Source organism: Brevibacillus sp. BC25 (genome assembly GCF_000282075.1).
Classification (GTDB): domain Bacteria; phylum Bacillota; class Bacilli; order Brevibacillales; family Brevibacillaceae; genus Brevibacillus.
Map to the genome: position 1 here is coordinate 1 of NZ_AKIX01000023.1, position 24749 is coordinate 24749.

27 protein-coding genes and 1 pseudogene are annotated in these 24749 nt (G+C 44.1%); 25 read left to right on the forward strand and 3 right to left on the reverse strand.

What is annotated here, in order from left to right; genetic code table 11:
- The 11 genes from PMI05_RS05090 to PMI05_RS05140 all read left to right on the forward strand — a co-directional run.
- Positions 1-665, forward strand: a 665-nt coding sequence (locus PMI05_RS05090; protein ID WP_007718131.1) for a sugar phosphate nucleotidyltransferase, incomplete at its 5' end; no start/stop codon positions are given.
- Positions 662-1573: a Gfo/Idh/MocA family protein gene (locus PMI05_RS05095; protein WP_007718150.1), complete on the forward strand. Its 912-nt coding sequence runs from the start codon at positions 662-664 to the stop codon at positions 1571-1573. The genes PMI05_RS05090 and PMI05_RS05095, both read left to right, overlap by 4 nt.
- A complete protein-coding gene (locus PMI05_RS05100) occupies positions 1570-2289 on the forward strand; it encodes a cytidylyltransferase domain-containing protein (RefSeq protein WP_007718153.1) in 720 nt (239 codons plus the stop codon). The genes PMI05_RS05095 and PMI05_RS05100 overlap by 4 nt, the downstream gene beginning before the upstream one ends.
- Positions 2270-3097, forward strand: coding sequence for an SDR family oxidoreductase (locus PMI05_RS05105; RefSeq protein WP_007718156.1), 828 nt, complete (start codon positions 2270-2272; stop codon positions 3095-3097). Before PMI05_RS05100 ends, PMI05_RS05105 begins: the two co-directional genes overlap by 20 nt.
- Positions 3098-3136: 39 nt before the next feature.
- Entirely contained in the window at positions 3137-4018 is an 882-nt protein-coding gene (locus tag PMI05_RS05110) for an SGNH/GDSL hydrolase family protein (protein WP_007718159.1), read from the forward strand.
- Entirely contained in the window at positions 4018-5040 is a 1023-nt protein-coding gene (locus PMI05_RS05115) for a Gfo/Idh/MocA family protein (RefSeq protein ID WP_007718162.1), read from the forward strand. Before PMI05_RS05110 ends, PMI05_RS05115 begins: the two co-directional genes overlap by 1 nt.
- Before the next feature lie 11 nt (positions 5041-5051).
- Entirely contained in the window at positions 5052-6038 is a 987-nt protein-coding gene (locus PMI05_RS05120; RefSeq protein WP_007718165.1) for a Gfo/Idh/MocA family protein, read from the forward strand.
- Positions 6039-6098: 60 nt separating this feature from the next.
- Positions 6099-6434 carry a flagellar protein FlaG gene (gene flaG / locus PMI05_RS05125; RefSeq protein WP_007718168.1) on the forward strand — a complete coding sequence of 112 codons (336 nt, stop codon included), beginning with the start codon at positions 6099-6101 and terminating at the stop codon, positions 6432-6434.
- A 12-nt stretch (positions 6435-6446) separates the two neighbouring features.
- Positions 6447-7955 (forward strand): flagellar filament capping protein FliD, encoded by a 1509-nt coding sequence (gene fliD, locus PMI05_RS05130; protein ID WP_007718173.1) that lies wholly within the window; start codon positions 6447-6449, stop codon positions 7953-7955.
- Positions 7956-7970: 15 nt separating this feature from the next.
- Positions 7971-8348 (forward strand): flagellar export chaperone FliS, encoded by a 378-nt coding sequence (fliS, locus tag PMI05_RS05135; RefSeq protein ID WP_007718175.1) that lies wholly within the window; start codon positions 7971-7973, stop codon positions 8346-8348.
- A gap of 11 nt (positions 8349-8359) precedes the next feature.
- On the forward strand, positions 8360-8719 hold the full coding sequence (locus PMI05_RS05140) for a flagellar protein FliT (protein WP_007718178.1): 360 nt from the start codon (positions 8360-8362) through the stop codon (positions 8717-8719).
- Between the two features lie 36 nt (positions 8720-8755).
- On the opposite strand, the gene PMI05_RS29790 is transcribed toward PMI05_RS05140, so the two are convergent.
- Positions 8756-8932: a putative motility protein gene (locus tag PMI05_RS29790; RefSeq protein WP_007718183.1), complete on the reverse strand. Its 177-nt coding sequence runs from the start codon at positions 8930-8932 to the stop codon at positions 8756-8758.
- A gap of 157 nt (positions 8933-9089) precedes the next feature.
- Between PMI05_RS29790 and PMI05_RS05145 the strand changes: the two genes are divergently transcribed.
- From PMI05_RS05145 to PMI05_RS29795, 5 genes and pseudogenes are all read left to right on the forward strand, one after another.
- A complete protein-coding gene (locus tag PMI05_RS05145; RefSeq protein WP_007718192.1) occupies positions 9090-9899 on the forward strand; it encodes a motility protein A in 810 nt (269 codons plus the stop codon).
- Positions 9892-10677 carry an OmpA family protein gene (locus PMI05_RS05150; RefSeq protein WP_007718194.1) on the forward strand — a complete coding sequence of 262 codons (786 nt, stop codon included), beginning with the start codon at positions 9892-9894 and terminating at the stop codon, positions 10675-10677. The genes PMI05_RS05145 and PMI05_RS05150 overlap by 8 nt, the downstream gene beginning before the upstream one ends.
- Before the next feature lie 289 nt (positions 10678-10966).
- Positions 10967-11758, forward strand: coding sequence for a basic amino acid ABC transporter substrate-binding protein (locus tag PMI05_RS05155; protein WP_007718196.1), 792 nt, complete (start codon positions 10967-10969; stop codon positions 11756-11758).
- An 88-nt stretch (positions 11759-11846) separates the two neighbouring features.
- Positions 11847-12521, forward strand: coding sequence for an amino acid ABC transporter permease (locus PMI05_RS05160; RefSeq protein WP_007718198.1), 675 nt, complete (start codon positions 11847-11849; stop codon positions 12519-12521).
- Positions 12517-12651: pseudogene (locus tag PMI05_RS29795) on the forward strand (cold shock domain-containing protein); the annotation flags it as partial. The gene PMI05_RS05160 and the pseudogene PMI05_RS29795, both read left to right, overlap by 5 nt.
- Positions 12652-12717: 66 nt before the next feature.
- On the opposite strand, the gene PMI05_RS05165 reads toward PMI05_RS29795, so the two are convergent.
- Positions 12718-13770 carry an HD-GYP domain-containing protein gene (locus PMI05_RS05165; RefSeq protein ID WP_007718199.1) on the reverse strand — a complete coding sequence of 351 codons (1053 nt, stop codon included), beginning with the start codon at positions 13768-13770 and terminating at the stop codon, positions 12718-12720.
- Between the two features lie 208 nt (positions 13771-13978).
- Here PMI05_RS05165 and hpf point away from each other — a divergent pair, with 208 nt between their 5' ends.
- The 4 genes from hpf (at position 13979) to prfB (ending at position 19197) form a co-directional block, all read left to right on the forward strand.
- Positions 13979-14542 carry a ribosome hibernation-promoting factor, HPF/YfiA family gene (hpf, locus tag PMI05_RS05170; RefSeq protein ID WP_007718201.1) on the forward strand — a complete coding sequence of 188 codons (564 nt, stop codon included), beginning with the start codon at positions 13979-13981 and terminating at the stop codon, positions 14540-14542.
- Between the two features lie 200 nt (positions 14543-14742).
- Positions 14743-17262 (forward strand): preprotein translocase subunit SecA, encoded by a 2520-nt coding sequence (gene secA, locus PMI05_RS05175; protein ID WP_007718203.1) that lies wholly within the window; start codon positions 14743-14745, stop codon positions 17260-17262.
- Positions 17263-17507: 245 nt separating this feature from the next.
- The gene (locus PMI05_RS05180; RefSeq protein WP_007718205.1) at positions 17508-17969 is read left to right on the forward strand and encodes a hypothetical protein; all 462 of its coding nucleotides are present in this window, start codon (positions 17508-17510) and stop codon (positions 17967-17969) included.
- Between the two features lie 114 nt (positions 17970-18083).
- A protein-coding gene (prfB, locus tag PMI05_RS05185) for a peptide chain release factor 2 (RefSeq protein WP_157230845.1) occupies positions 18084-19197 on the forward strand; the annotation gives its coding sequence in 2 pieces (ribosomal slippage) (positions 18084-18164 and positions 18166-19197; 1113 coding nt in all).
- Here the strand turns inward: prfB and PMI05_RS05190 are convergent.
- Positions 19187-20623 (reverse strand): PAS domain S-box protein, encoded by a 1437-nt coding sequence (locus PMI05_RS05190; RefSeq protein ID WP_007718211.1) that lies wholly within the window; start codon positions 20621-20623, stop codon positions 19187-19189. The two genes, prfB and PMI05_RS05190, sit on opposite strands and share 11 nt — an antisense overlap.
- A gap of 143 nt (positions 20624-20766) precedes the next feature.
- Between PMI05_RS05190 and PMI05_RS05195 the strand changes: the two genes are divergently transcribed.
- The 5 genes from PMI05_RS05195 to PMI05_RS05215 all read left to right on the forward strand — a co-directional run bounded on the left by PMI05_RS05195 (position 20767) and on the right by PMI05_RS05215 (position 24704).
- Positions 20767-21036, forward strand: coding sequence for a YciI family protein (locus PMI05_RS05195; RefSeq protein ID WP_007718215.1), 270 nt, complete (start codon positions 20767-20769; stop codon positions 21034-21036).
- 75 nt (positions 21037-21111) lie between these two features.
- Entirely contained in the window at positions 21112-21516 is a 405-nt protein-coding gene (locus PMI05_RS05200) for a c-type cytochrome (RefSeq protein WP_007718218.1), read from the forward strand.
- A gap of 136 nt (positions 21517-21652) precedes the next feature.
- The gene (argC, locus tag PMI05_RS05205; RefSeq protein WP_007718220.1) at positions 21653-22693 is read left to right on the forward strand and encodes an N-acetyl-gamma-glutamyl-phosphate reductase; all 1041 of its coding nucleotides are present in this window, start codon (positions 21653-21655) and stop codon (positions 22691-22693) included.
- 13 nt (positions 22694-22706) lie between these two features.
- Positions 22707-23504, forward strand: coding sequence for an acetylglutamate kinase (gene argB, locus PMI05_RS05210; protein ID WP_007718237.1), 798 nt, complete (start codon positions 22707-22709; stop codon positions 23502-23504).
- 18 nt (positions 23505-23522) lie between these two features.
- Entirely contained in the window at positions 23523-24704 is a 1182-nt protein-coding gene (locus PMI05_RS05215) for an aspartate aminotransferase family protein (protein WP_007718241.1), read from the forward strand.
- Positions 24705-24749 lie beyond the last annotated feature (45 nt).

Sequence of the window (24749 nt, forward strand, 5' to 3'; positions counted from 1 at the left end):
TGGGGACACGACTTCATCCGTTAACATACGATTGCCCGAAGCCACTACTAAAAGTGGGAAATAAACCAATACTTGAAACAATATTACAAAGTTTTATTGACCAAGGCTTTCATAAGTTCTACATCTCAGTTAAATATAAAGCGGAGATGATTCAAGGGTATTTTGGTGACGGTGACCGTTGGGGTGTGACAATACGATATTTACATGAACAAGAGACTCTTGGTACTGCTGGAGCTTTAAGTTTGTTACCTGAACGACCCAATAATCCATTTATTGTTATGAACGGAGATTTGCTTACAAAAGTGCATTTTGAACAGTTGCTAGATTTTCACAAGACTTATCAAGCTTATGCAACTATGTGTGTGCGAGAGTATGATCATCAAATCCCCTATGGTGTAGTTAGGCTCGATAAACAACGATTAACGAGCATTGAGGAGAAGCCGATGCAACGGTTTTTTGTTAATGCTGGGATATATGTACTCGACCCTAATGTTCTAGACTACATCAAGCATAATCAGTATTTAGACATGCCAAGTCTGTTTGAAGAACTAATGCAGGAAGAGAAAAATACAATTGCATTCCCTATTAGAGAATACTGGTTAGATATTGGACGTATGACTGACTACGAAAAGGCCAACAAAGAATACATGGAGGTATTCAGTTGAAAGCGATCGTCATTGGGTTTGGATCTATCGGGATGAGACACGCTAGATTACTTGATAAACTCGAGTGCAAAGTTGCAGTTGTGAGTAGCCGTATTATCGAATGGGATTGTCACTATTTTTCCCTCACGGAAGCACTACAAATAGAAAAGCCCGATTATGTAATTGTTGCTAATCGTACTTCTGAACACTATAAAACATTACTTGAATTAAGTAGAAATGGGTTCAAGGGGACTGTTTTAGTCGAAAAACCACTATTTGATCAAGAAAATGAAGTTCCCCCTAATGATTTTCAAAATCTTTTTGTAGGGTATAATCTTCGTTTTCACCCAGGAATAAAAAAACTAAAGAGTTATTTAGAGAACGAAAAAATATTATCGTTTCACGTTTATACTGGTCAATATCTTCCTCAATGGAGACCACAAATCGACTATAGGACCGCCTACTCTTCCAGGAAGGAAGATGGGGGTGGCGTTCTAAGAGATTTAAGCCACGAACTTGATTACGTAAATTGGCTCCTCGGTGGTTGGGAAAGGTTAACAGCCTTAGGAGGGCAGTTCAGTAGTTTAGAAATTAATAGTGATGATATATTCTCTATCTTATTGCAGACAAAGAAATGCCCCGTGGTCACAATCAATATAAATTATATGGATAGGCTTGCAAAACGATTTGTAATAGTGAATACAGAAAATAATACGATTAAATTAGACATGATTAATAATGAAATAGTAGTTAACGATGAAAAAGAGACATTCGAAGTATCACGAGATTTTACATATATCGAACAGCATACTGCAGTTTTGAATAGAAATATGCAGGATTTATGCAGTCTTGGTGAAGCAAGTGAAGTAATGGGTATGATCAAAGCTGTAGAAGAGGCCAACTTGGAGCAAAGGTGGATTAGAAAATGAAAAGAATATGTACAATTTGTGCTAGGGGAGGATCGAAAGGGGTAAAAAATAAAAATGTCCGCCTTTTACTGGGCCATCCTCTTATAGCATTTAGTATCAGACAAGCGAAATTATCAGGTTTATTTGACTGTGTGGCTGTAAGTAGTGATTCAAAAGACATTTTAGAAGCTGCAAGAACATATGGAGCTGACGTCTTAATCGAACGACCGGCTGAAATGGCCACTGATGAATCTGCAAAACTGCCTGCAATTCAGCATTGTGTAAAAGAAGCAGAGGCTAGATTGGGAGTATCTTTTGACATTATTGTCGATTTAGATGCAACATCTCCGTTACGTGATGTTAAGGATTTAAATTTGGCAGTAGAATTATTTGAAAAGAAGAAAGGATCTAATCTTATTACCGCAGCTCCCGCAAGAAGATCTCCTTACTTCAATTTAGTAGAATTGAATTCCGAAGGTTATGTATACCTATCAAAAAAACTTGAAAAACCTATTGTGAGAAGGCAGGACTCTCCAAAATGTTTTGACATGAATGCTTCTATATATGTATGGACCCGCAATGCTTTCTTTGAAAAACATACTGTATTTAATGATGATACATTACTGTATGAAATGCCAGAGGATCGCTCTATTGATATTGATTCGGAGATAGATTTCAAATTTGTTGAATTCTTAATGAGCCAAAAGAGGGATAGCTATGAAGCCTTATTTGTTTAAGAATTTGTTTGATTTACAGGGGAAAACTGCGGTTGTAACAGGTGGACTTGGAATTCTAGGTAAGAGAATTTGTCAAGGTTTAGCCGAATTCGGCGCAAATGTTGTTGTTGTGGATTTACATGAGAATGATGCAATTGCGTTTGCCGAGGAGCTTGCCGATGTCCACGGAGTTAAATGCTTGGGTGTTCAATGTGATGTTTCTTCGACAGAATCAGTTAAAGAGATGGTTGAGAAGGCTGTTAGTACTTTTGGCGAAATTAATATTCTCCATAATAATGCCGCGAGTAAATCAAGTGATCTCGATGCTTTCTTTGCCCCGTTTGAAGAATACACATTAGATCAATGGCGAGAAATCATGGCAGTGAACATTGATGGTATGTTTTTAGTAGCGCAATCGATAGGAAAACAAATGGTTCTTCAAGGAAAAGGCGGTTCAATTATTCAAACTGCTTCAATTTATGGGATTGTTGCTCCAGATAATAGAATCTATGAAGGGTCTTATTATTTGGGTAAACAGATCAATACCCCAGCTGTTTATTCTGCATCAAAGGCCTCTGTAGTTGGATTGACAAAGTATTTATCCAGTTATTGGGCTTCTCATGGGATTAGAGTTAATACCCTTATTCCTGGGGGAATTCAAAGTGGGCAGAATGAAACGTTTATTACAAAATATTCAAATCGCGTACCGCTGGGAAGAATGGGGAGACCAGAAGAAATTGTTGGGGCAGTGATTTACTTGGCATCTGATGCATCTAGTTATGTAACTGGACAACAATTTGTAATAGACGGTGGTTTATCGGTCTGGTAAAACGATCGAATAGAAAATTGAAAAGACTGGTGAATTCATATGAATATCCTTATTCTTGGCGATTCCCTTGCACTACCACGTCCTCATAGAATTAATAATTTTGATCCGATTCAAGATAAAGAATTAGCTGTTCATTTTAATGAGACTTACGGGTTTTTATTAGAGAAAGAATTACGATCTCAATTTACTGAAATGAATTTTACTGTCACCAATCGTGCGCAACGATTCTCTACTATAAAAAATATTTGCGAACAATTTGGTGACCATCTTTTTTTCTTTCAACCAGATGTCATTGTTATGCAAGTAGGTATTGTTGATTGTTGGTTTAGAGAGGAACTGGGTGGAAAGCAAATAGTTGAAATTGAAGATTTTGAGCAATACTACAGGAAAATTATCTCATTAGTAGAGTTGCGCCCTCAAACGAAACTAATTGTAATAGGGATCTGTAAAACTTCCCTGAAGATGGAACAACGTTATCCCGGAACATTAAAACAAATATCTTTGTACAATGATATTTTAAAAACTGGCGAAAACCATAGCCAAGTATTTTTTATAGATATGGAGTCTCATATTGAGCCAAGCGATCCCCATGTTTACTTACTGCCAGATGACCATCATTTGAACAAGCGAGGTAATTTGTTGGTCAACACTTTTTTACTTAATATAATCAAAGCATTCTATGAGAATATAGCAGGTTGTAACGCCTTTGAAACAGAGATAGATACAAGTTATAAGCATTTTACTCGATCTTTTGGGTATTACCCATATTATGGAGATAACCTTTATAACCTTATATACCTTTCATTTCAGATGCAAGACTTGAGAAAGACAACTGAGTATATCAAGTTTGTGAGGGAAAATAAAATTAAACATACGCTTTTACCTCAACTTGTGGACATGATTAAGGAGCAAATCAATTGATGAAAACGATCGGGATTATTGGGCTAGGACCGATGGGACAAAGATATGTAAATGCTGTTCAATCCATGGAAGAAATTAGAATAGCTGTAGCTGATGTGAGATCAGACGCAGTTAAGAAAATTGAAGATTTCCACTTAAAACAAGAGGTATCCATATATTCAAATCATTTGGACATGCTGCAAAATGAGCGGGTCGACATATTAATCATAGCCACTAATGGGCCAAGCCATTATCCTCTTTTTTTAGATGCAATGAAGTATGGTGTGAAAAAAGTCATTTGTGAAAAACCAATTGCAATATCAATATCCCAGGCTAAAGATATGGTAAACAAATCTAAGGCAGAGGGGATGTTGCTTGCAGTTAATCATGGGAGAAGATGGTCCAAAGATTATGTGGCGTTACGGGATAAATTAAGAAACGAAGTTATTGGTCCAGTAGAAAGCGTGATGTTTTCAATGGGCGGCGGTCAATTGGGATGCAATGGTACTCATTTTATTGATCTGGTGAGCTTTTTATTAGATCAGAAAGTGGTACAAGTATGCGGCTTCCTAAATGATGAAAACATACCCAATCCACGTGGAGCACAATTTAAAGATCCTGGCGGTTATGCGATCTTCCATCTTAGTTCAGGAACACGCATGTTCTTTGAAATGACTGATGATTTGGGAATTCCCCCGTTACTTATAATAAATGGTAAATATGGACGAATTATTATTAATGAATTAAAACGGTCATACACGATTGAAGCGAGAGAAAAGCAAGATCAAGAGTTATCAGTGACTAGGTATGGAACTCCATTAAAATTAATGGAAGAATGTAATCTTGAGCTTGATATTATTACCTTAAGTCGTGATCTAGTAATGAGCTTACTAAGAGACGAGATTCCTGCTAATCCGCTACATGCTGTTGAGGCATTAGAGGTGGTTATTGGAATACATTTCTCCCACGAAACGGGAAATAAAATGATTGAGCTTCCTCTTACTGATAAAGAATACTCAAACAAAATGTTTTCGTTTACTTAAGGGAGGTTCTCATGATATCTCTGGGGATAGTTGGAACTGGTACAATCGCTCCTTTCTATATATCAGCCATTAATTGGCTAAATAAAAATAATGACTCTAATATACGAGTAAGTGCGGCCGTAAATCGTACCAGAGAAAGTAACGAGAGAGCGAAGCATGAATTAAAGATACCAAGGACGTATTCTACTATTGTTGACATGCTTGAAAATGAGAAATTAGATGGAGTGATTATAGCAGTCCCTGCTAGCCAAATTTATGATGTCACTTCAGCATTGATACCATATCAAGTTCCTTTATTGATTGAAAAGCCACCCGGTTTAACAGCACAACAAACGAAATCTTTAGAGGTATTATCCAAGCAGCACGGTACAAGCATAATGGTAGGTTTTAACCGTCGATTTTACAGTGTAGTTAATCAGGCAAAAAATGTAATTGAGGAAGCTGGCGGTCTGCTCGGAATGCGCATGGATGTATTTGAGAGGTATCGATCGCTTCGAGAAAATAATTATCCCCCCGAAAAGCTAGAGATGTTATTTACAGGAAATAGCATCCATTGCATTGACTTGATTCGCTATTACTGTGGTGACCCCAAAAGGGTGAATGCGTTTCATAATTCACAGGATGTAGAACCTTTTAATCATCGATATGCTGCTCTCATTGTTTCAGAATCAAATATACCAGTTACATTTCAGGCGTACTGGCATGCCCTTGGAAATTGGAATTACGAATTATACATACCAGATGGAAAAATACAGTTCACTAATTTGGAAGAAGCCCATGTTTTTCTAAGAAATAAGGAGCCTTACCGGTTACTTCCTGAAGTAGCAGATGTGAATGCTAAACCTGGTTTTGCAAATCAAATCTTATACTTTATTAGAAATGTAGTAACACATAGTAAAGGTGCAGTATATGAGGGAAGTATGTCCATTCAAGATGCTGCTCGAACGATGCAATTAGTAGAGTCACTTAGTCCATCAACAGCGGAATGTATAATCTAAAAGTTTTAGTAAAAAAAACCGATAACTATCTTAAGAAAATATTTCTTAAGGAGGATTGTAATGGAAGTCGGTTCATTAAATAACTTCGGAAAAGCGAAACCGTACACTGAGTTAGTTCAGAATAACAATCAGTCGCAAGAAAAGCCAGCGCCTATAGAACATTCGCAGCAGAGCAAACGTGATTTAGAACATGAAATATCAGGCATAAACAAGTGGTTGCAATCAAGCAGTTCCCACATTAAGTTTACCCTTCATGAGGATCTCAATGAGTATTATGTTCAGGTTATTAATGACCAGACAAACGAGGTGATTCGTGAGATCCCTTCAAAAAAAATGATGGATATGGTAGCGAAAATGCATGAAATGATCGGATTGCTTGTTGACGAAAAGCGATAGGAGGCTACACCCATGGGAATAAGACTTACTGGTATGGCATCAGGAATGAACACTGAAAATATGATCAAAGATTTGATGAAAGCTCAACGCGAACCTGTCAATCGCCTACAACGGAATAAATATAGTGTTGAATGGAAGCGCGATGCTTACCGAGATATGAATACGATTCTTGCAGACTTGCAGAATTCAATGAAAAGTCTAAGGATGTCAGGAAGTTTTAATAAAAAGATTGCTTCCTCCGAAAATGACACAATTGCATCTGTTAAGGTAGCAGGTAAACCTAGTCTATCTTCATATTCTATAGAGGTAGAGAGCTTGGCTAAAGCTGGTACACCTCCAAAAGCTGAGTTTAACCTAGCGGTGACAGATCCCAAAATTCCAATTGGTGGATCGGATTTTACTATCACAATTAGTAAGGATTCGAACGGTGACGGCACAATTGATTCAAATGACACTGTTGGTGTACCTATAACTGTTTCAGGAAAGAATGACTCTTTGGATAGCATTATCCAAAATATCAATAATGCAAAAGCCGGAGTCAAAGCAAGTTATTTTAATAATAAGCTTGTACTGACATCAGAGGATGGCAAACAGTTTAAAGTAGATACTTCGAATTCAAATAACCTAAACATAGGTTCAACTACCTCTACTGCCGGTACCGCTGGAACTCCTGCAAAATTTAAGATTAATGGCGTAGAATATACATCGGCAACAAACTCTTTTTCATTTGATGGCATGGATCTTACCTTAAAACAAGCTAACGTTGGCGCACCCGTAGTAGTTAGTACTAAGACTGACGAAGATGCTGTTTTTAATATGGTAAAAGACTTTGTCGACAAGTATAACGCTGTTCTTGAGACAATCAATAAGAAAATAGCTGAACCCAAATACAAGGGCTATCAGCCTTTATTAGAAGAAGAAAAGGAAGCTCTGCCTGAAAAAACGGCTGAAAAAATGGAGAACATGGCAAAAAGTGGTGTTCTCTTGAGGGATCCTATTCTTACGAGCGGATTGAATGAACTACGTCGTGCGATCAGCACACCATTGCAGGCTTCGGGTACTAATCCAGCATTTGATACACTTTCTGAGATTGGGATTGGTGGCGCTCCAAGTGGTAAAAATGCTTATCTCGAAAACGGAAAGCTATATATTGATGAAACGAAGCTTCGTGAATCTATCCGTAATAATGGCGATGATGTACTGAAACTGTTTACAAACTATAGTAGTAGTAGCGATGCTTCGACAAAGTATACTGAAAGCGGAGTAGCGGAGCGTTTGTATAATCAATTAAATCAGGTCATAGACAAGATAACAAAGGAAGCAGGAGCAGTAGGAACAATTGCAGATGATAGCAATTTAAGCAAGAAAATTAAGCAGACTGATGCTGATATTGATCGTTGGGAAGATCGTCTTAAAATGATTGAAGACCGTTACTGGAAACAATTCAGTGCCATGGAAAAAGCAATGTCGAAAGCTCAATCCCAAGGCTCTTGGTTTGCGCAAATGTTAGGACAGAAATAACAGGGAGAGATGCAGATGTTACAGAATGCTGCACAGACATACCAGTCCAATCAGGTAACAACCGCTACCCCTGCTGATTTGACACTGATGCTGTACAATGGGGCACTCAAGTTCATTAAACAGGCAAAGGCAGCTCTAGAGGAAAAAGACATAATAAAAGCCCATGAGGCCTCTCTGAAAGTACAGAATATCATTTACGAGCTGATGTCTACCTTAAACAGCGATTATGATATATCCAAGGAATTCTCCAAACTCTACGAATATATGCTTAAACGTACAATTGAGGCTAATATGCGTAAAGACGTACGCATTCTTCAGGAAGTAGAAGAACTTTTTGTTCAATTCCGTGACACTTGGAAAGAAGCCATGCTATTGGCGAAAAGACAAGGGTAGGGTATTAGGATATGGAAAAAACAGTTGATGTTCTTCTAGGTAGCCTGTTAGAAACAACATTACGCTTAGAACAAGTAGTAGGTGTAAAGGATTCGGAACCCGATGAATGGTTGTCCTTATTAGATAAGCGAGAAGATGTGATTTCACAAATTCAGCAGTACGAGTTAAACAGTGAATCTCTATCATCAACTCAAAAGCAGCAGCTAGAGCAAATTTACGAGATTAACCAACGCCTCATTCCTCTGATCGACGGAAGAAAGCAGGGCGTTCAGCAGCAACTAAACAATGTTCAACGCAGCAAGCTCGCAATGAATACGTACAACGAAGCAGGTCCAAACGGCTATGGTGCCTTTTTCGACCGCAAAAAGTAAAAACGGCCGGGGAACCGGCCGTTTTCTTTTCACAACTTATGCACGAATATCGATCGATTTTCCAAGAGACGGATGACTTGCCTGAGCCGCTTGAACATTTTGTTGCGTTTTAGCAAAACCCTCCAACATGATGGAAGCTTGCGCTTGCGAAGTCTCCTGCACTTGCTTCGTCAAACTAATAGTAACAGCTTGCTTTAATTGTACGGCATTCACAGATGATCACCTCTTTGCTAGAATTACTTTCTTTATCATTATCGACATTTTCTATACCAAGCTTCACTATAACCATGACTCTATTCCCTCATCTTTTTTCCACCATCTGCTATACTTTAAGAACAACTTGTTGAAAAACTAGGAAGGTGAATCACTTGTGTCCACAAAACGTCGCTCACTCGTCTTAATCGGAGCCGTCCTCCTCATCTTCATACACGCGGTCTACCTAAATGGAACCTTATCGGACCTCCTCAACGTAACCGCCATTGAGCTAGTCGCGCTCTCCGTAGTCATGTCCTATGCAGTCAAACGCAAGCATCTCGACCTGAAAAAAATCTGGCGCCTCCTCATCCACGGCCGACAAAGTAACGTCGAAGAGACGATCAAGCGCTTCTACTACTACGCGCTCGTCCAGAAGGAACAGGGCTATATCGCGCTCGAAAAGGAGCTGCAACAAGAACCCGATTCATTTGTCCAACGCGGATGCTTGCTGGCGATCGAGGGTGTTCCCGAAGAAGAGCTGCGCTTGATCCTGGAGAACGAGCTCAAGGGCGAGCAGTATCGCTACCAACAATCAGCAGGGTTCTTCCGTCTCATTAGCTTGTTGGCGCCGGGGATGGGATTGGTTGGTACGCTTCTGGGGATGACGGGCGTACTGAAGTCGCTCGAAGACATGGCCTTGACCGGACACAGTCTGAGTGCAGCGGTCGTAGCGACGCTGTATGGCGCGCTCTTGGCGAATCTGTTCGCGTTGCCATGCTACTATCGCCTGATGGATCTATACGACCGGGAAATGTTTGAAAAGCGTCTTTTCGTCGAAGGGTGTATTGGTCTCCAGCGCATGGAGACACCACGCTTGTTGTTTGAAAAGCTGAACTCATTCTTGCCAGGTGACCAAAAGCTGGTGCTGATTAAAGAGGCAGGCAGCATGAAGGGCACGATTGAAAGGCAGGACCGCTATGCATGACGAACGGTTATACGACGAAAAAGAGCTAGAAAAAAGCTGGCTGCTCAGTTACAGTGACCTGATTACGCTGTTGTTCGTGATCGTGATTATTATCGCGGCGACACAGACGAAGAGCATTCAGGCACAAAAAGATGAAGTCCAAAAGGAAAAAGCGAGCTTGGAGCAGGTGCATGAGAGTCTCGACCTGCTCAACCTGCAAAAGCTGGAGCTACAGCGAGAGGTCTACCAATTGGAGGCTCGCCAGAAGGAGCTCAAAGGCGAAAAAGAAGAAGAAGGCTCCGAAGACACCGTAAACGTGCCGAAGCCGCCAATGGGCATGTCTGACTCGAGTGAGCGCGATATGGAGACGGTGCGCAACCAGCTATCCTCCGCTTTGGCTGAGCTGAATCTCGACTACGAGGAGACCGAAGAAGGCTTGCGTATCCGTTTGCCGGAAACGATTTTGTTTACGAGTGGTTCGGCAGACCTACAAGCCCAAGGGAAGCAAGTCGTCGGGACGGTAGCAGGGGTTTTGAAGCGCTTTGAGCACAAGGTGCGAATCGAGGGCTATACAGATGATGTGCCGATATCTCGCAGTTCCTTCCAATCCAACTGGGAGCTATCCTCGGCGCGCGCGATCTCTGTCATGCGTGAAATGGTGGATGCTAACTCCTTACCAGCGTCTCGCTTTACAGTGGCAGGCTTGGGGGAATACAAACCGCTTGTGGACAACTCCAACGCGGAGAACCGTGCGAAGAATCGTCGGGTAGAGATCGTGATTTTGGGGGAAAAAGAATAATTCATTATTTTCAGATAAAAGCAGGATTTTTATATGCAGGATAGAACTATATCCCGTATATATGAATCCTGTTTTTTTGCTGCTAGATCTACTTATTCTCCCATTTCGTTCCCCTTACTTTCGTACTAAAGTGGCAGAATATACAGGAAAATGGTTATACCCAGCTTGTGCACAATGGTATGTGGATAATGTGGATAACTCTGTGGAGAACGCAAAAAATCCGTAATTTCCATGTGGACATTGCTGGGGACAAAATGGGCAGATAGAGAGACACAAGGGGGATTTCGAAATGCGTATCGGGACAAATTGGTTCAAATCGCTCGCGTTGGTCGTCGGTGTGGGGGTACTCCTCGCAGGCTGTGGATCGGGTGGTCAGCAAACGTCTGGCAGTGGTGGTTCGGGTGACAAGGTGTACGTAGTCGGTACAGATGCGGCATATCCACCATTCCAAATGCTTGAGGCTGACAAGATTAGTGGCCACGACATCGATGTAATGAACGCGATCGCGGAAGCTGGCGGATTCAAGATCGAGTGGAAAAACACTGGGTGGGACCCACTTTTTGATGGACTAGACAAAGGGACGGTTGATATTGGAATCTCGTCCATCACGATCACGGAGAAGCGCAAGGAGAAATACGATTTTTCGGACTCATACTTTGAAGCAAACCAACTCATTCTGGTAGCGGAAGATTCTCCAGTGACGAAGCTGGCAGATTTGAAAGGCAAGAAGATCGGGGTTCAAGCTGCGACCACGGGTGAAGAAGTGGTCAAAAAAGCGTTTGGAGATACGTACGAAGGCTTGAAAGGCTATGACGACATGCCATCCTCCGTCGATGACTTCTTTAATGGTCGAGTCGATGCAGTGATTGGCGACAATGGCGTTTTGTCATACTACGTGAATAAAGTCAAAGATAAGAAGTTTAAGCTGATTAAAGATGATTCCTTTGAAAAGGAATTTTACGGAATTATCGTGAAAAAGGGCAATACCGATGCGATGAAAAAAATCAACGACGGATTGAAAAAGATAAAAGAAAATGGAAAGCTGCAGGAAATTTACACCCAGTACTTTGGCAATAAGTAGGCAGCAAAATGGCCGGGTGCGTCTCTACGACGTAGCCGGCGTTTGTTCGCAACTTGGCTTGCTGACATGAAGAAGGGAGGATTAGCCATTGGACTGGAGTGTCATCTACGACTACCGAGAATTGTTTATCCGAGGCATTATTAATACAATTTTACTAACGGCAGTGGCTACGGTTTGCGGAACATTTTTGGGGTTGTTCATCAGCTTGGGCAAAATGTCTTCCAAGCGAATCGTACGTTGGACCTGTTCGATTTATGTAGAGCTGTTTCGGGGAACCCCGATGTTGGTCCAAATTTTGCTGATTCATTTTGCCGTGATTCCGTCGATTTGGGGTATTCTGTATCCGGGAGCGAGCAGTCCGGAAGCGATTTATTCAGGCTTCGTCGCGCTTTCGCTCAATGCAGCTGCCTATATGGCGGAAATCTTTCGGGCTGGCATCCAATCAATTGATCCGGGGCAAATGGAAGCGGCACGATCACTTGGTATGAACAAGGGCCTTGCCATGCGCCAAATTATACTTCCACAAGCATTTACACGTATGCTGCCTGCGATCGGAAATGAGTTTATTGCTCTCTTAAAAGATTCATCCCTACTAGCAGTAATCGCGACACCGGAATTAAACTACGCAGCCATGAACGTGGCGAAAAGTACATTTGAGCGCTACCCCCCGTATTTAACGGAAGCGGCGGTTTACCTAGTACTTACGTTGTTCTTGTCCCGTGTAGTTGTACGAGGACTTGAGAAAAAATATTCCACACGGTGATGACGTATTCGTCCATTTTTCGGCGATTCAGTCGGAAGGGTTTCGTTCGTTAGATGAGGGACAGGCTGTAGAATTCGACATTGTGGAAGGGGACCGCGGTCCACAAGCGGCGAACGTCGTGAAATTATAAACGAAACAAATAGCAAAATCCCCCTGGTTCCTTGATCGGACAGGGGGATTCGTTTTTTCAACGTGTTTAACTGATCATTCTTTGAATGCGTAGGGAGCGCTGGAGTCTCAGGTCTATAAAATCATTACCTCTACGAACGAGAGGGCGCATAGGCTCATCGGTATGAATCATAATGATTTCGACGTGGTCGCCATTGTTCAAAAGCGCATGGGAGCCGACGTAAAGTAAGATAATGTAATGGATAAAACGAGATACAATCATCGGATTTAATTGGCCAGTACAAGCTAACTCCCACAGAACATTCGCGGCTTCAAAGGGAGAGGTTCCCTTCCGATACACGCGATCTGTGCATATCGCATCAAATACGTCTGCGACACTGATGATTTGGCATTCAAAAGGAATGCCATCTTTTTTTCTTCCGAGGGGATATCCACTTCCATCCCAACGTTCGTGGTGCATCAGAGCGCATTGTGCCAGCAAGTTGTCGGCATCGTCCATGGTGCGCAGGAGTTCGTAGCCGTATACGGTATGCTTTTTCATAATCGTATACTCTTCGTCTGTCAAACGCTCTGGTTTGGACAGCAGCTCATCGGGAATTTTCATCTTGCCGATGTCATGGAGAAGACCTGCAAGGCCTAAAAAATGAACATCGCGTTGCGGCAATCCGATGATTTTTCCGATTAAAGCTGCCACGATACCTACATGCAGGGAGTGGCGATACGTATAACTTTCTGTTCCTTCATTCAAATAAATGAAGCGCAGAAATCTCATGTGATGAAGAACTTGATCGAGCATAGGATGAACAGCGTCGCTAAATTGTTGCAGTCGGGGGGTATCCCCATTTGCGAGCTGGTTAAATAAATACTCGGTCTTTTGTACGGCCACCATATAGGCCTTTGCAGCCTCTGCCTCACTCCAATGAAGGAGAGGAAAAGGCATATTGGGTGCCTCAGAGTCAGTAGTAACGTGTACGGCTTCCACCTGGTGAGCCTCTAGCAGTCGTATATCACTTAGATGAAGGATTGCACCAGCGGGTAGTAAAAGCAGACCGTACTCATTGTAGACGTCTTGAGCGAGCGTTGTTCCGATAAGTGAATGGGAAGGTTTTACCTCGGCCATGAGGATTCCTCCAGTGCGATGTACGACCGCGATATAGGATTGGATGACTACCTGTCCTATTATAGCATAGGGAATCTAGTAAGTATTGGTAAAATAATGTCGGATATTGATGGTTTGTAAAAGATTTGCAAAGATTTTTTTAATCTGAGTGGAGGATTATTTACAGAAGTGGCGAATAGGTATGTATAGACGGAAGGAGGTTGGAACCATGAAATTTAACATTCGTGGAGAAAACATTCAAGTCACCGCTGCACTTAGAGAATATGTCGAAAAGAAAGTCGGCCGTCTGGAAAAATATTTTGAAACTCCACAGCCTACAGAAGTACAAGTCACCATGCATGTACATCGCGGAGAAGGCACGATCGAGGTAACTATCCCACTGAGTGGGGTCATTATCCGAGCGGAGGAAACGCACGAAGATATGTATGCTGCTATCGATCTGGTAGTAGAAAAGCTGGAACGTCAGATTCGCAAACACAAAACGAAGCTGATGAGGAAGCTTCGGGTTGATTCGACAGGAAGAATCGCACAGCGTGAGAGTCAGCCAGTAGCAGTCATGATCCCGGATGTGGATGAGGATGATATCGACATAGATATCGATATCGTTCGAACCAAACGCTTCGACCTGAAGCCGATGGATGCACAGGAAGCGGTCATGCAAATGGATATGCTGGGACACAGCTTCTTCGTTTTCCAAAACAGTGACACCAATGACGTCAGTGTGGTGTATCGCCGCAATGATGGGCGTTACGGATTGATTGAACCAAAATAACGAAACTTTACACATTCTCATTCGTATAAGACTAGGGAGTTGCTATTGGCAACTCCCTTTACTTGTGTAGAGGATGCTCTATTTGATAAAATATCTTTTTAGAAAGTATTATTTTCGTAGAATCGGTATCCTTATTTTATTATCTGGACTCATGCTGGCTTGTGTATTTTTGTTTGGCAGCATATGGAAGGGGTGTCCTCATGTTAGGACTCGTTAAAAAGATATTCGGCGATAGCAATGAACGTGAAGTAAAGAAAATGTTTAAGCGTGTAGAAAGTATCAACGCGTTGGAACCAACGATTAAGGTACTCTCGGATGACCAATTGCGGGAGAAGACAGCTGAGTTTAAGGCTCGCTTGGCAAATGGAGAAGAACTGGACAAAATTTTGAATGAAGCGTTTGCCGTTGTACGTGAAGCATCGATCCGTGTACTGGGCATGCGTCACTTTGACGTCCAGATGATTGGTGGTATGGTTCTTCAGGAAGGCCGTATCTCCGAGATGAAGACGGGTGAAGGTAAAACGCTGGTTGCGACACTCGCGACATACCTGAATGCTTTGATGGGCAAAGGCGTCCACGTCGTTACCGTGAACGAATACTTGGCTGAGCGTGACTCGACCATCATGGGTAGGCTGTATAACTTCCTCGGACTGACAGTCGGTTTGAACAAGAATGGACTGAGCCCTGAAGAAAAACGCGAAGCATACGCGTGTGACATTACGTATGGTACGAACAATGAGTTTGGTTTCGATTATCTGCGTGACAACATGGTTCTGTACAAGGAACAAATGGTGCAACGTCCGCTCTTCTTCGCTATCATCGATGAGGTGGACAGCATTTTGATTGACGAAGCACGTACGCCGTTGATCATTTCCGGTTCTGCTAACAAATCGACAGAGCTGTACTACATCTGCTCTCATTTTGTGAAACGCCTGGAAGAAGAAAAAGATTTCACAATCGATGAGAAGCTGAAAATCGTCAACCTCTCAGATGAAGGTGTAACCAAAGTCGAACAGGCATTCAACATCGACAACCTGTACGATACGGCACATATCACGTTGAACCACCACATTACGGCGGCGTTGAAAGCACAAGTGCTATTCAAGCGCGATGTCGATTATGTGGTGCAGGAAGGCGAAGTTGTGATCGTTGACGAGTTCACCGGCCGTCTGATGGTTGGACGTCGTTACAGCGATGGCTTGCATCAAGCGATTGAAGCCAAAGAAGGTCTGCGTGTCCAAAGCGAGAGCATGACACTGGCGACCATTACCTTGCAAAACTACTTCCGTATGTACCAGAAGCTGGCGGGTATGACAGGTACAGCGAAGACGGAAGAAGAAGAGTTCAAAAAGATTTACGGTCTCGACGTTGTGGTTATTCCAACGAATAAGCCAGTACTGCGTGTCGATTCACCTGACCTTGTTTTCAAAACAGAGGCAGCCAAATATCGTGCGGTTGTAAACGACATTGTCGAGCGTCACAAAAAGGGCCAACCGATCTTGGTAGGTACCATCTCCATCGAAAACTCGGAGCGCTTGTCCCAAATGCTGAAGCAAAAAGGCGTGCCGCATAACGTATTGAACGCGAAGCAGCATGAGCGCGAGGCGGAAATCGTTGCACGTGCAGGTGTGTACGGAGCGGTTACCATTGCGACAAACATGGCGGGTCGTGGTACGGACATTCAGCTTGGCGAAGGTGTTGCGGATGTAGGCGGTCTTCATATTATCGGTACAGAACGCCACGAGAGCCGCCGGATTGACAATCAGCTGCGCGGTCGTGCCGGTCGTCAGGGGGACCCGGGTTCATCCCAGTTCTTCCTCTCGATGCAAGATGAGCTGATGCGTCGTTTCGGTGCGGACAATATCATGAATATGATGGATCGCCTGGGTATGGAAGAGGATATGCCGATCGAGAGCCGCCTGGTTACTCGTGCGGTAGAATCCGCTCAGAAGCGTGTAGAGGGTTCGAACTTCGATGCACGTAAAGGCGTTCTCCAGTACGACGACGTGATGAATCAGCAGCGACTGGTTGTCTACAAACAGCGTAAAGACATCCTGGAACAGGAAAACCTCAGCGATGTTGCTTTGAATATGATCTACGCAGTAATGGAGCGTGCAGTGTCTCTGCATTGCCCAAAAGAAGAGGTACCAGAGGATTGGGATCTGCAAGCAATGGCCGATGCTGCCAATAATGGATTCCTCTATGAAGAAACGATTACGGCTAAAATGCTGAAAGGCATGGAAGCAGAAGAAATTCTCGAGCTGTTGAAAGCAGAAGTCGATAAGCAGTACAAACAGCGTGAAGAAGAAATCGGCGAATCGATTCGCGAGTTTGAAAAAGTCGTTATTCTGCGTGCTGTCGACAGCAAGTGGATGGATCACATCGATGCAATGGATCAGTTGCGTCAAGGGATTCACCTGCGCGCCTACGCACAAAACGACCCGCTTCGTGAGTACCAGTTCGAAGGATACGAAATGTATCAAGGTATGCTGGCTGCAGTTCAGGAAGAAGTCGCTATGTATATCATGAAGGCCGAAGTCAGCCAAAACCTGGAGCGTCAGGATGTCATTCGCGGTCAAGGAATCGACCCGGATAACTTGCAAACTTCCGGACCATCTGATCGTCCAGATCCAGAGACCTCCGGTGATGCTGATCCGAAAAACCGTGCACAGCGTCGGGCTCAGGAGCAGGGACGCAAACGTCAAAATAAGAAACAATAAGCAAGGACAGAACATTCTTCTCGTATCGGCAAATTCGGTACGAGGGGGATGTTTTTTTCTTGCCCATTCCTAATGCCTTGACAGTATTCGTCCTCATCTATTCTTCCTCGTCTGATATTAACGATCAATTTGTCTAACACTGGTAAATGTGATCGAACGATTCAAGTGGTAATTATCTGAAAAATAAATAGAATCGTAAGTACAACACTTTTACCAAAAATTCACGAAGACGGGGGAATGAACAAATGAGAACGTCAGTGAACGTGATGGGGATACAAACGAAGAATATAATGGAGCGCATTTCCGTTACTTTAAAAGCAGTCCTAAAGACAGGAAAAGAAAATAAAAAAGTACAGCTGATTGAAAAGGAGGAGGGAATAGAATTACCGAGAGTCATCTCAGCGCAAGACCCAGTCTTTGAGGACAAGCGACTGATAGAGGAAATACCGGAGCCGAATTGGAATGAGGCCTTGATCGCACCGCCGAATGGAATGGTGGATCGAACGCATGAAAGTCCGCTAGCCAAAAAATATCGAAAAACACACAACTGGAAGCGACAAGCCTTCATCAAGCAAGCCTACCAGCTGAAAGCAAGCGAAGCTCGGCGTACCCATCTCTATCTGGTTACCGCACCACAGGCGGAAAATAAACAACCACATGAAATCCGAGACCTGAGATCCTCGCCATCACCACCGGTGGCAACGTGACAAAGTGTAGCGGCGAAGTCCCTTTTCTAAACGTGACAAGCTGCCGTATTTGCGCATCTGGCAAATTACGTTACAATAAAACATAGCTTACGTAAAGAGAAGGTGATTCGCAACATGGCATTAATCGATATTGCGGACATCAAACAAGAGATGTCTAGCATGGCTAAGCGTTTAGCGGATATTAGGGGGTCTCTTTGACCTCCCAGTAAAACAGGAACGAATCGGTGAACTGGAAGAGCGCATGCTGGCACCCGATTTTTGGGATGACAATGATGCAGCGCAGAAGACAATCAGTGAACTGAATGTAATCAAAAGCCTCGTAGAGACGATGGCAAAGCTGGATTCTCAGTACGAGGATCTCCAGGTAATGCTGGAGCTCGTCATCGAAGAAGGGGATTCGTCCCTCATTCAAGATCTGTATGACAGTACGCAGGAGCTGAGGAAGTCATTTGAGAGCTTTGAGCTGGAATTGCTTTTGAGTGATGAATACGACAAAAACAACGCCATTCTGGAGCTGCATCCGGGAGCGGGTGGTACAGAGTCCCAGGATTGGGCGTCCATGCTTCTACGTATGTATACACGTTGGGGGGATGCCAAGGGCTTCAAGGTTGAAACATTGGACTATTTGCCTGGCGATGAAGCCGGTGTAAAAAGTGTCACTCTCCTCATTAAGGGCTACAATGCGTATGGTTACCTCAAATCAGAAAAAGGGGTTCATCGTCTTGTGCGGATATCTCCGTTTGATGCCTCTGGACGTCGTCACACATCGTTTGTGTCTTGCAACGTCCTGCCGGAGATCGAAGACGATAATGTGGTAGACATACGTACAGAAGACCTGAAAGTCGATACGTATCGTTCCAGTGGTGCGGGTGGTCAGCATATCAACACGACTGACTCCGCTGTACGGATTACTCACTTGCCTTCTGGAATTGTGGTGACGTGTCAAACAGAACGCTCCCAGATTAAAAACCGGGAGCGTGCGATGAAGATGCTGACGGCACGACTGTTTGAGAAAAAACGGGAAGAACAAGAGAAAACGTTGGCCGCGATTCAAGGTGAACAAAAAGATATTGCATGGGGCAGCCAAATTCGTTCCTATGTCTTCCACCCATACAGTCTGGTAAAAGACCACCGGACGAATATGGAGGTAGGAAACGTTCAAGCAGTCATGGATGGTGATATTGATTCGTTTATCGATGCCTATCTGCGCGCGCAGATTAATCGTTAAACGAAACAGAAGGCTTCAAGGCTTTTGGTATGGAAATCGATACGGTGGTTCCTTTGCCGACATCGCTGGCGATGTTGATTGTGCCGCCGTGATCGCGAATAATTTTTGTGCTTACCATTAACCCCAGGCCAGTTCCTGTTTCTTTTGTACTATAAAAAAGCTCTCCTAATCGAGGAAGTAGCTCGGCAGGGATACCTTGTCCTTGATCGCTGATTCGGATGATAACATCGGAAGATCGCTCTACAACCTTGATTGTGAGATTTCCACCTAACGGCATGGCTTCCATGCCGTTTTTTATGATGTTTATGAAGACTTGCTTGATTTGATATTCCTCACACAATATGAGGGACGTGACTTGCGGAAAATCAGTAAGAATGGATACGTTTTTTAGAAGTGCTTGTGGTTCCAAAAGCTTAATGACAGACGAAAGCAATGGCAAAAGGCCGTTGGGAGCAAATCGCAACGCTTGCGGCTTCGCCATAATCAAAAGCTCACTGGTAATCGAAGTGATCCGTTCGATTTCGGATCGCATAATTTGCAAGTATTGCTGATTGGCGAACTCGTCCCCTTCCATGAGTTGAATAAACCCTTTTAAGGCCGTAAGTGGATTGCGAATTTCATGGGCGATTCCCGCGGCAAGCTCTCCTAGAACTGACAGCTTGTCAGAGTAACGAAGCAATTCTTCTGATTGCCGACGTTCTGTAATATCACGTGCCACAAAAACCGTGCTGAGAATATTACCGCTCGAACAAATGTCAGGTGTTCCTTTCACATCGAATAGCAACATTCTTCCATCTGGGTGCAGGTAATGGTACTCGGCGTCGAGTGTGATCTTCTGCTTCAGCATTTGAGCAAAATCGCTCTTGGCGTTGGTTACTTGCTCAGAATGAATCAAGATAGAAAAATGCTGGTTGATCACTTGATCAATCGTGAGACCAGTAACCGCTTGAACAGAAGGGGAAGCGTAGGTAATAATTCCATCTACATTTACAATAAAAATCAAATCCATAATGTTTTCGGATATTAACCGAAAGTTCTCTTGCATCTGGTAAAGTGCCTCTTCCATTTTCTTTTGCTGCGTGATGTTTTTGGCAATGGAATAGCGACTGATGATTTCGCCGTTTTGAAAAATGGGAAAGCTGGAAGCGATAATATCCACAACCTGCCCGTTTTTATGGAGCAACTGATAATGCTTATTTTTTCTGATTCCTGTAGAGAGGATTTGTTGTTGTTTCTTACTGTCGAGATCTTCTGTAGAAGCGAGAATTTCCCAAATTTGCATGTGCAGCAATTCTTGAGAGGTGTATCCTACCAATGCTTCACCAGCAGCGTTTACTCCTGTGAATCTGCCCTGCATGTCGAACATGAAAACAGCGTCAGGATTGTTGTGGAAGAGAGATGTATATAACTGTATCTGCGTGCCCATACCTATCCGCCTCTCTGTTGCTACTTGCTACCTTTGAATCGTTCGCTGTAGAAAGGAAAAATCCTACCAGACAAAAGTCCGTATTCATAATTATGTTATACTTCATGCAAGACTAAGGTCATGAAAAAGGAGAGAAACCGTCCATGTTGTATGCCGCATTTTTGCCAATCGTGAATCAAGAGCTGAATGCTCAAGTAAGACCTGCGCATCTTACGTATATCAATGATTTGTACAAGCAGGGAAAAGTGTTCATGGCTGGCCCCTTCACAGATAAGCTTGGTGGATTGGTTATTTATAAAGCGGATTCTCTGGAAGAAGCTCGCCAATTGGCTGAGGCTGATCCAGTTGTCGTAGAAGGCGCACGGACGTTGGAGTTACGTGAATGGAGCCCGTTAGAGTTTCCTTTGTCCTAAATGGCTGTAGCAAGAATGAGAAGTGGTAGTCGGAGGCATACTTAGCGAAGAAATCCGAAAAAGGAGGGAACAGCCTTGAAACGCATTTCACTCGTTTTGACAGCGGCTGTACTCGCATTCTCGCTAAGTGCCTGTGGTACCAGCAAGCAAACACAGCCACCAGCACAACAACCAGCAACAGAAACGCCGGCAGCTGAAAAACCAGCGACAGAAACACCAGCGACAGAAACACCTTCGACGACGCCATCCGGCAGCTATGATGCAGCAACTGCAGAAACCATGTTCAAAAATACGTGTGCAGGCTGCCACGGACAGACGTTGGAAGGGGCAGTTGGACCGAACTTGCAAAAGATCGGTAGTCAGTTGAACAAGGAGCAGATCCTGGGCATTTTGGAAAAAGGAAAAGGATCAATGCCTCCGGGTCTCGTCAAAGGAAAAGATGCTGAAAACATCGCTGCATGGTTAGCGGACAAAAAGTAAACAGGGCAACAAACCAGCGCTCGAGCAATCGGGCGCTTTTTTCTTTGGACGTAAAAAAGTTTTTCTGTTGTATTCTAAATGGATTTTTATTATTATTCATGTATAAAAATACGGAATTGAATAAAGGGGAGAGAGCATGGTTCGGGTCGGAATTGTTGGAGCAACAGGGTATGGTGGCGCGGAGTTGATCCGTCTTTTGGCTGGGCATCCGCATGTTGAGATTGCAAACTTATATTCAAGTTCATCAGAAGGAGAAAGCTTGGAAAAATCGTTTCCACATGCAGCTGGGCTCGGATTGCCCACATTGTCACCGATTGATGCAGACAGCATGAGCGGTGTGAACGATTTGATCTTCCTCGCTACGCCTGCAGGAGTAAGTAGCGGGTTGTCTCCGAAGCTGGTCGAAAAAGGCGTAAAGGTCATCGATTTATCCGGGGATTTTCGTCTAGAAAACGGTGCGGTCTACAAAACGTGGTACAAACATGAGCCGGCCCCTTCCCAATGGGTAGAAACAGCCGTTTACGGTTTAACCGAGTGGAATCAAGAGCAAGTGGCGGGTGCCAGTCTCATAGCAAATCCAGGCTGCTATCCCACTGCTACGCTCCTCGCCCTTCTTCCGCTGGTGAAGACAGGCTGGGTGCAGCCTAACAGCTGGATCGTTGATGCCAAATCAGGCGTGTCCGGTGCTGGACGTGGAGTATCGCTCGGTGTTCATTACAGCGAGATTAATGAAAGCATTCATGCATATAAAGTTGCGAATCATCAGCATACACCAGAGATTGAACAGGAGCTGCAAAAACAAAGCGGGGAAGAGACGTTTGTTCAATTTACGCCGCATCTGGTGCCGATGACCCGAGGGATTTTAGTCACGGCTTACGGACAACTAACGACTGATGTCACACAAGCACAAATCCAGGAGCTATACGAAGCTACTTATGCGGATAAGCCTTTTGTGCGTGTACGTCCTGCAGGCAGTCATCCACATACGAAAGAAGTTTATGGTTCCAATTACTGCGATATCGCTATTCATGTTGATCAGCGCACGAAGCGTGTTATCTTGCTGTCGGTTATCGATAACATGATGAAGGGCGCAGCTGGTCAAGCTGTGCAAAACATGAATGCCATGTTTGATTTGCCTGAGAAAACGGGCTTGCCGCTCGTACCCGTATACCCGTAGAGGAGGAGAGCAGATGCAAGGAATTGTCGTGATCAAATGTGGCGGAAGCACCATGGATCAGCTACCTGACTCCTTCTTTCAGGCGATTGCCGGACTGCAGGCGCAAGGGCAAGAGATCGTCATCGTACATGGGGGCGGACCAGCCATTAACAGTATGCTTGATCGAGTTCAGATCACTCCGCAATTTGTCGATGGGCTTCGTGTTACGTGCGAGGACACGCTGCGTGTTGTAGAGATGGTCTTGTGCGGTAACATCAATAAGGCGCTGGTAAAAAGGCTAACGCAGGCAGGAGCCAAGGCATGGGGAGTTAGTGGCATCGATGGTCAGACTCTTTTGGCAACAAAAACGCCAAAGCCACTCGGATGGGTAGGAGAAATCAAGAAGGCTGATACGCTCATTCCGAAAGCGATTCTTGGGCAGGGCTATGTCCCGGTGATTGCTCCCCTTTCCATTAGTGAAGATGGCACAGAGACATTTAATGTCAATGCTGATGTAGCCGCAGGAGCGATTGCAGCAGCACTTAGAGCCGAAAAACTGATCATGGTGACTGATGTTCCGGGCATCATGCAGCCTCAGCCAGACGGAACCAAGGCAGTAGTGCCAGCCACAAGTGCAGAAGAGATTCAGGAAATGATTCGGGCAGAGATTATTACTGGTGGAATGATTCCGAAGGTTCAGGCAGCTATCGATGCTCTCGGACAGGGTGTGGAGCAGGTTGTCATCTGCCGGGGAACCGCTGAAGATCTGCTCGGTGTTTGTGCGGGGCAGGCAGTTGGGACAACCGTTCGTATGAATGTTAATTACGCTTAGGTGAGGAGGGAAATGAATATGCATACAACAACAACGCCTGTGCATCTCATGAATAACTATGCGAGATGGCCAATCAGTTTGGTAAAAGGACAAGGAAACCAGGTGTGGGATGATCAAGGCAAGCAATATCTCGACTTTACCTCAGGAATTGCCGTGACCTCGTTAGGGCATGTCCCGCCAAAAGTAACGGCAAAGCTGCACGAACAGCTCGATACGTTGTGGCATTGCTCGAATCTGGTGCATGTTCCTCAGCAAGAGATTTTGGCGGAAAAACTGAGCCGTCTGTCTGGACTGGATCAAGCTTTTTTCTGCAACAGTGGGGCGGAGGCGAATGAAGGGTTGATCAAGCTCGCCCGCCGCTATGCACAAAAAGTAAAAGGGACTGACCGTTACGAAATCATCAGCTTTGAACAGTCTTTTCATGGACGGACATTGGCTACCTTGACGGCTACTGGACAGGAAAAGGTGAAGGACGGATTCGCACCATTGCCGCAAGGATTTGTCACCGTTCCTTACAACGACCTTGATGCAGTCAAGTCAGCAATTACAGACAAGACATGCGCGATCATGTTGGAGCTGGTTCAGGGAGAAGGCGGCGTACATCCGGCAGAAGAGGCGTGGGTGAAGGCGCTACGTGAATTGTGCGATGCGCACGGATTACTCCTGTTAATCGATGAGATACAGACTGGGGTTGGTCGCACGGGTACATGGTTTGCCTTCCAGCAATATGACGTGAAGCCAGATGTGATTTCATTGGCAAAAGGCTTGGGAAGTGGATTCCCGATTGGTGCGGTCGTCGCGACTAAGGAAGTAGCAGAAGCGTTTGCTCCAGGTACGCATGGTACTACTTTTGGCGGGAATCCCTTGGCAGCAACAGCTGGAATCGCGACGCTTGCGACGATGGAAGAGGAGCAGATTTTGGAGCGGGTAGCCCATATCCATGACGTATTGATCAAAGAGCTGGAGAAGCTCAAGGCAGAGCACCCAGACAAAGTGGTTACGGTTCGGGGAAGAGGATTGCTGCTCGGTGTGGAGCTAACGATTCCTGCTGGTGAGCTGGTTGCGTATGCACGGGAAAAAGGAGTCATTCTGCTGATGGCTGGCCCACAAGTAGTGAGACTCTTGCCTTCGTTTGTAACGACCGATGATGAAGTAAAGCAGGCCATTGCTGTATTAAGCGAGGCGCTATCTCAGGTTTAGATGAAAAAACAAAGAATGCAACGAGTGAACGTGGTCAAAAAACTC

What these genes read in the sequence shown, in the direction of transcription:
- PMI05_RS05100 (WP_007718153.1), top strand. Translation starts at nt 1,570, where the DNA reads ATGAAAAGAATATGTACAATTTGTGCTAGGGGAGGATCGAAAGGGGTA.
- PMI05_RS05105 (WP_007718156.1), top strand. Translation starts at nt 2,270, where the DNA reads ATGAAGCCTTATTTGTTTAAGAATTTGTTTGATTTACAGGGGAAAACT.
- PMI05_RS05110 (WP_007718159.1), top strand. Translation starts at nt 3,137, where the DNA reads ATGAATATCCTTATTCTTGGCGATTCCCTTGCACTACCACGTCCTCAT.
- PMI05_RS05115 (WP_007718162.1), top strand. Translation starts at nt 4,018, where the DNA reads ATGAAAACGATCGGGATTATTGGGCTAGGACCGATGGGACAAAGATAT.
- PMI05_RS05120 (WP_007718165.1), top strand. Translation starts at nt 5,052, where the DNA reads ATGATATCTCTGGGGATAGTTGGAACTGGTACAATCGCTCCTTTCTAT.
- flaG (WP_007718168.1), top strand. Translation starts at nt 6,099, where the DNA reads ATGGAAGTCGGTTCATTAAATAACTTCGGAAAAGCGAAACCGTACACT.
- fliD (WP_007718173.1), top strand. Translation starts at nt 6,447, where the DNA reads ATGGGAATAAGACTTACTGGTATGGCATCAGGAATGAACACTGAAAAT.
- fliS (WP_007718175.1), top strand. Translation starts at nt 7,971, where the DNA reads ATGTTACAGAATGCTGCACAGACATACCAGTCCAATCAGGTAACAACC.
- PMI05_RS05140 (WP_007718178.1), top strand. Translation starts at nt 8,360, where the DNA reads ATGGAAAAAACAGTTGATGTTCTTCTAGGTAGCCTGTTAGAAACAACA.
- PMI05_RS05150 (WP_007718194.1), top strand. Translation starts at nt 9,892, where the DNA reads ATGCATGACGAACGGTTATACGACGAAAAAGAGCTAGAAAAAAGCTGG.
- PMI05_RS05155 (WP_007718196.1), top strand. Translation starts at nt 10,967, where the DNA reads ATGCGTATCGGGACAAATTGGTTCAAATCGCTCGCGTTGGTCGTCGGT.
- PMI05_RS05165 (WP_007718199.1), bottom strand. Translation starts at nt 13,770, where the DNA reads ATGGCCGAGGTAAAACCTTCCCATTCACTTATCGGAACAACGCTCGCT.
- hpf (WP_007718201.1), top strand. Translation starts at nt 13,979, where the DNA reads ATGAAATTTAACATTCGTGGAGAAAACATTCAAGTCACCGCTGCACTT.
- secA (WP_007718203.1), top strand. Translation starts at nt 14,743, where the DNA reads ATGTTAGGACTCGTTAAAAAGATATTCGGCGATAGCAATGAACGTGAA.
- PMI05_RS05180 (WP_007718205.1), top strand. Translation starts at nt 17,508, where the DNA reads ATGAGAACGTCAGTGAACGTGATGGGGATACAAACGAAGAATATAATG.
- PMI05_RS05190 (WP_007718211.1), bottom strand. Translation starts at nt 20,623, where the DNA reads ATGGGCACGCAGATACAGTTATATACATCTCTCTTCCACAACAATCCT.
- PMI05_RS05195 (WP_007718215.1), top strand. Translation starts at nt 20,767, where the DNA reads ATGTTGTATGCCGCATTTTTGCCAATCGTGAATCAAGAGCTGAATGCT.
- argC (WP_007718220.1), top strand. Translation starts at nt 21,653, where the DNA reads ATGGTTCGGGTCGGAATTGTTGGAGCAACAGGGTATGGTGGCGCGGAG.
- argB (WP_007718237.1), top strand. Translation starts at nt 22,707, where the DNA reads ATGCAAGGAATTGTCGTGATCAAATGTGGCGGAAGCACCATGGATCAG.
- PMI05_RS05215 (WP_007718241.1), top strand. Translation starts at nt 23,523, where the DNA reads ATGCATACAACAACAACGCCTGTGCATCTCATGAATAACTATGCGAGA.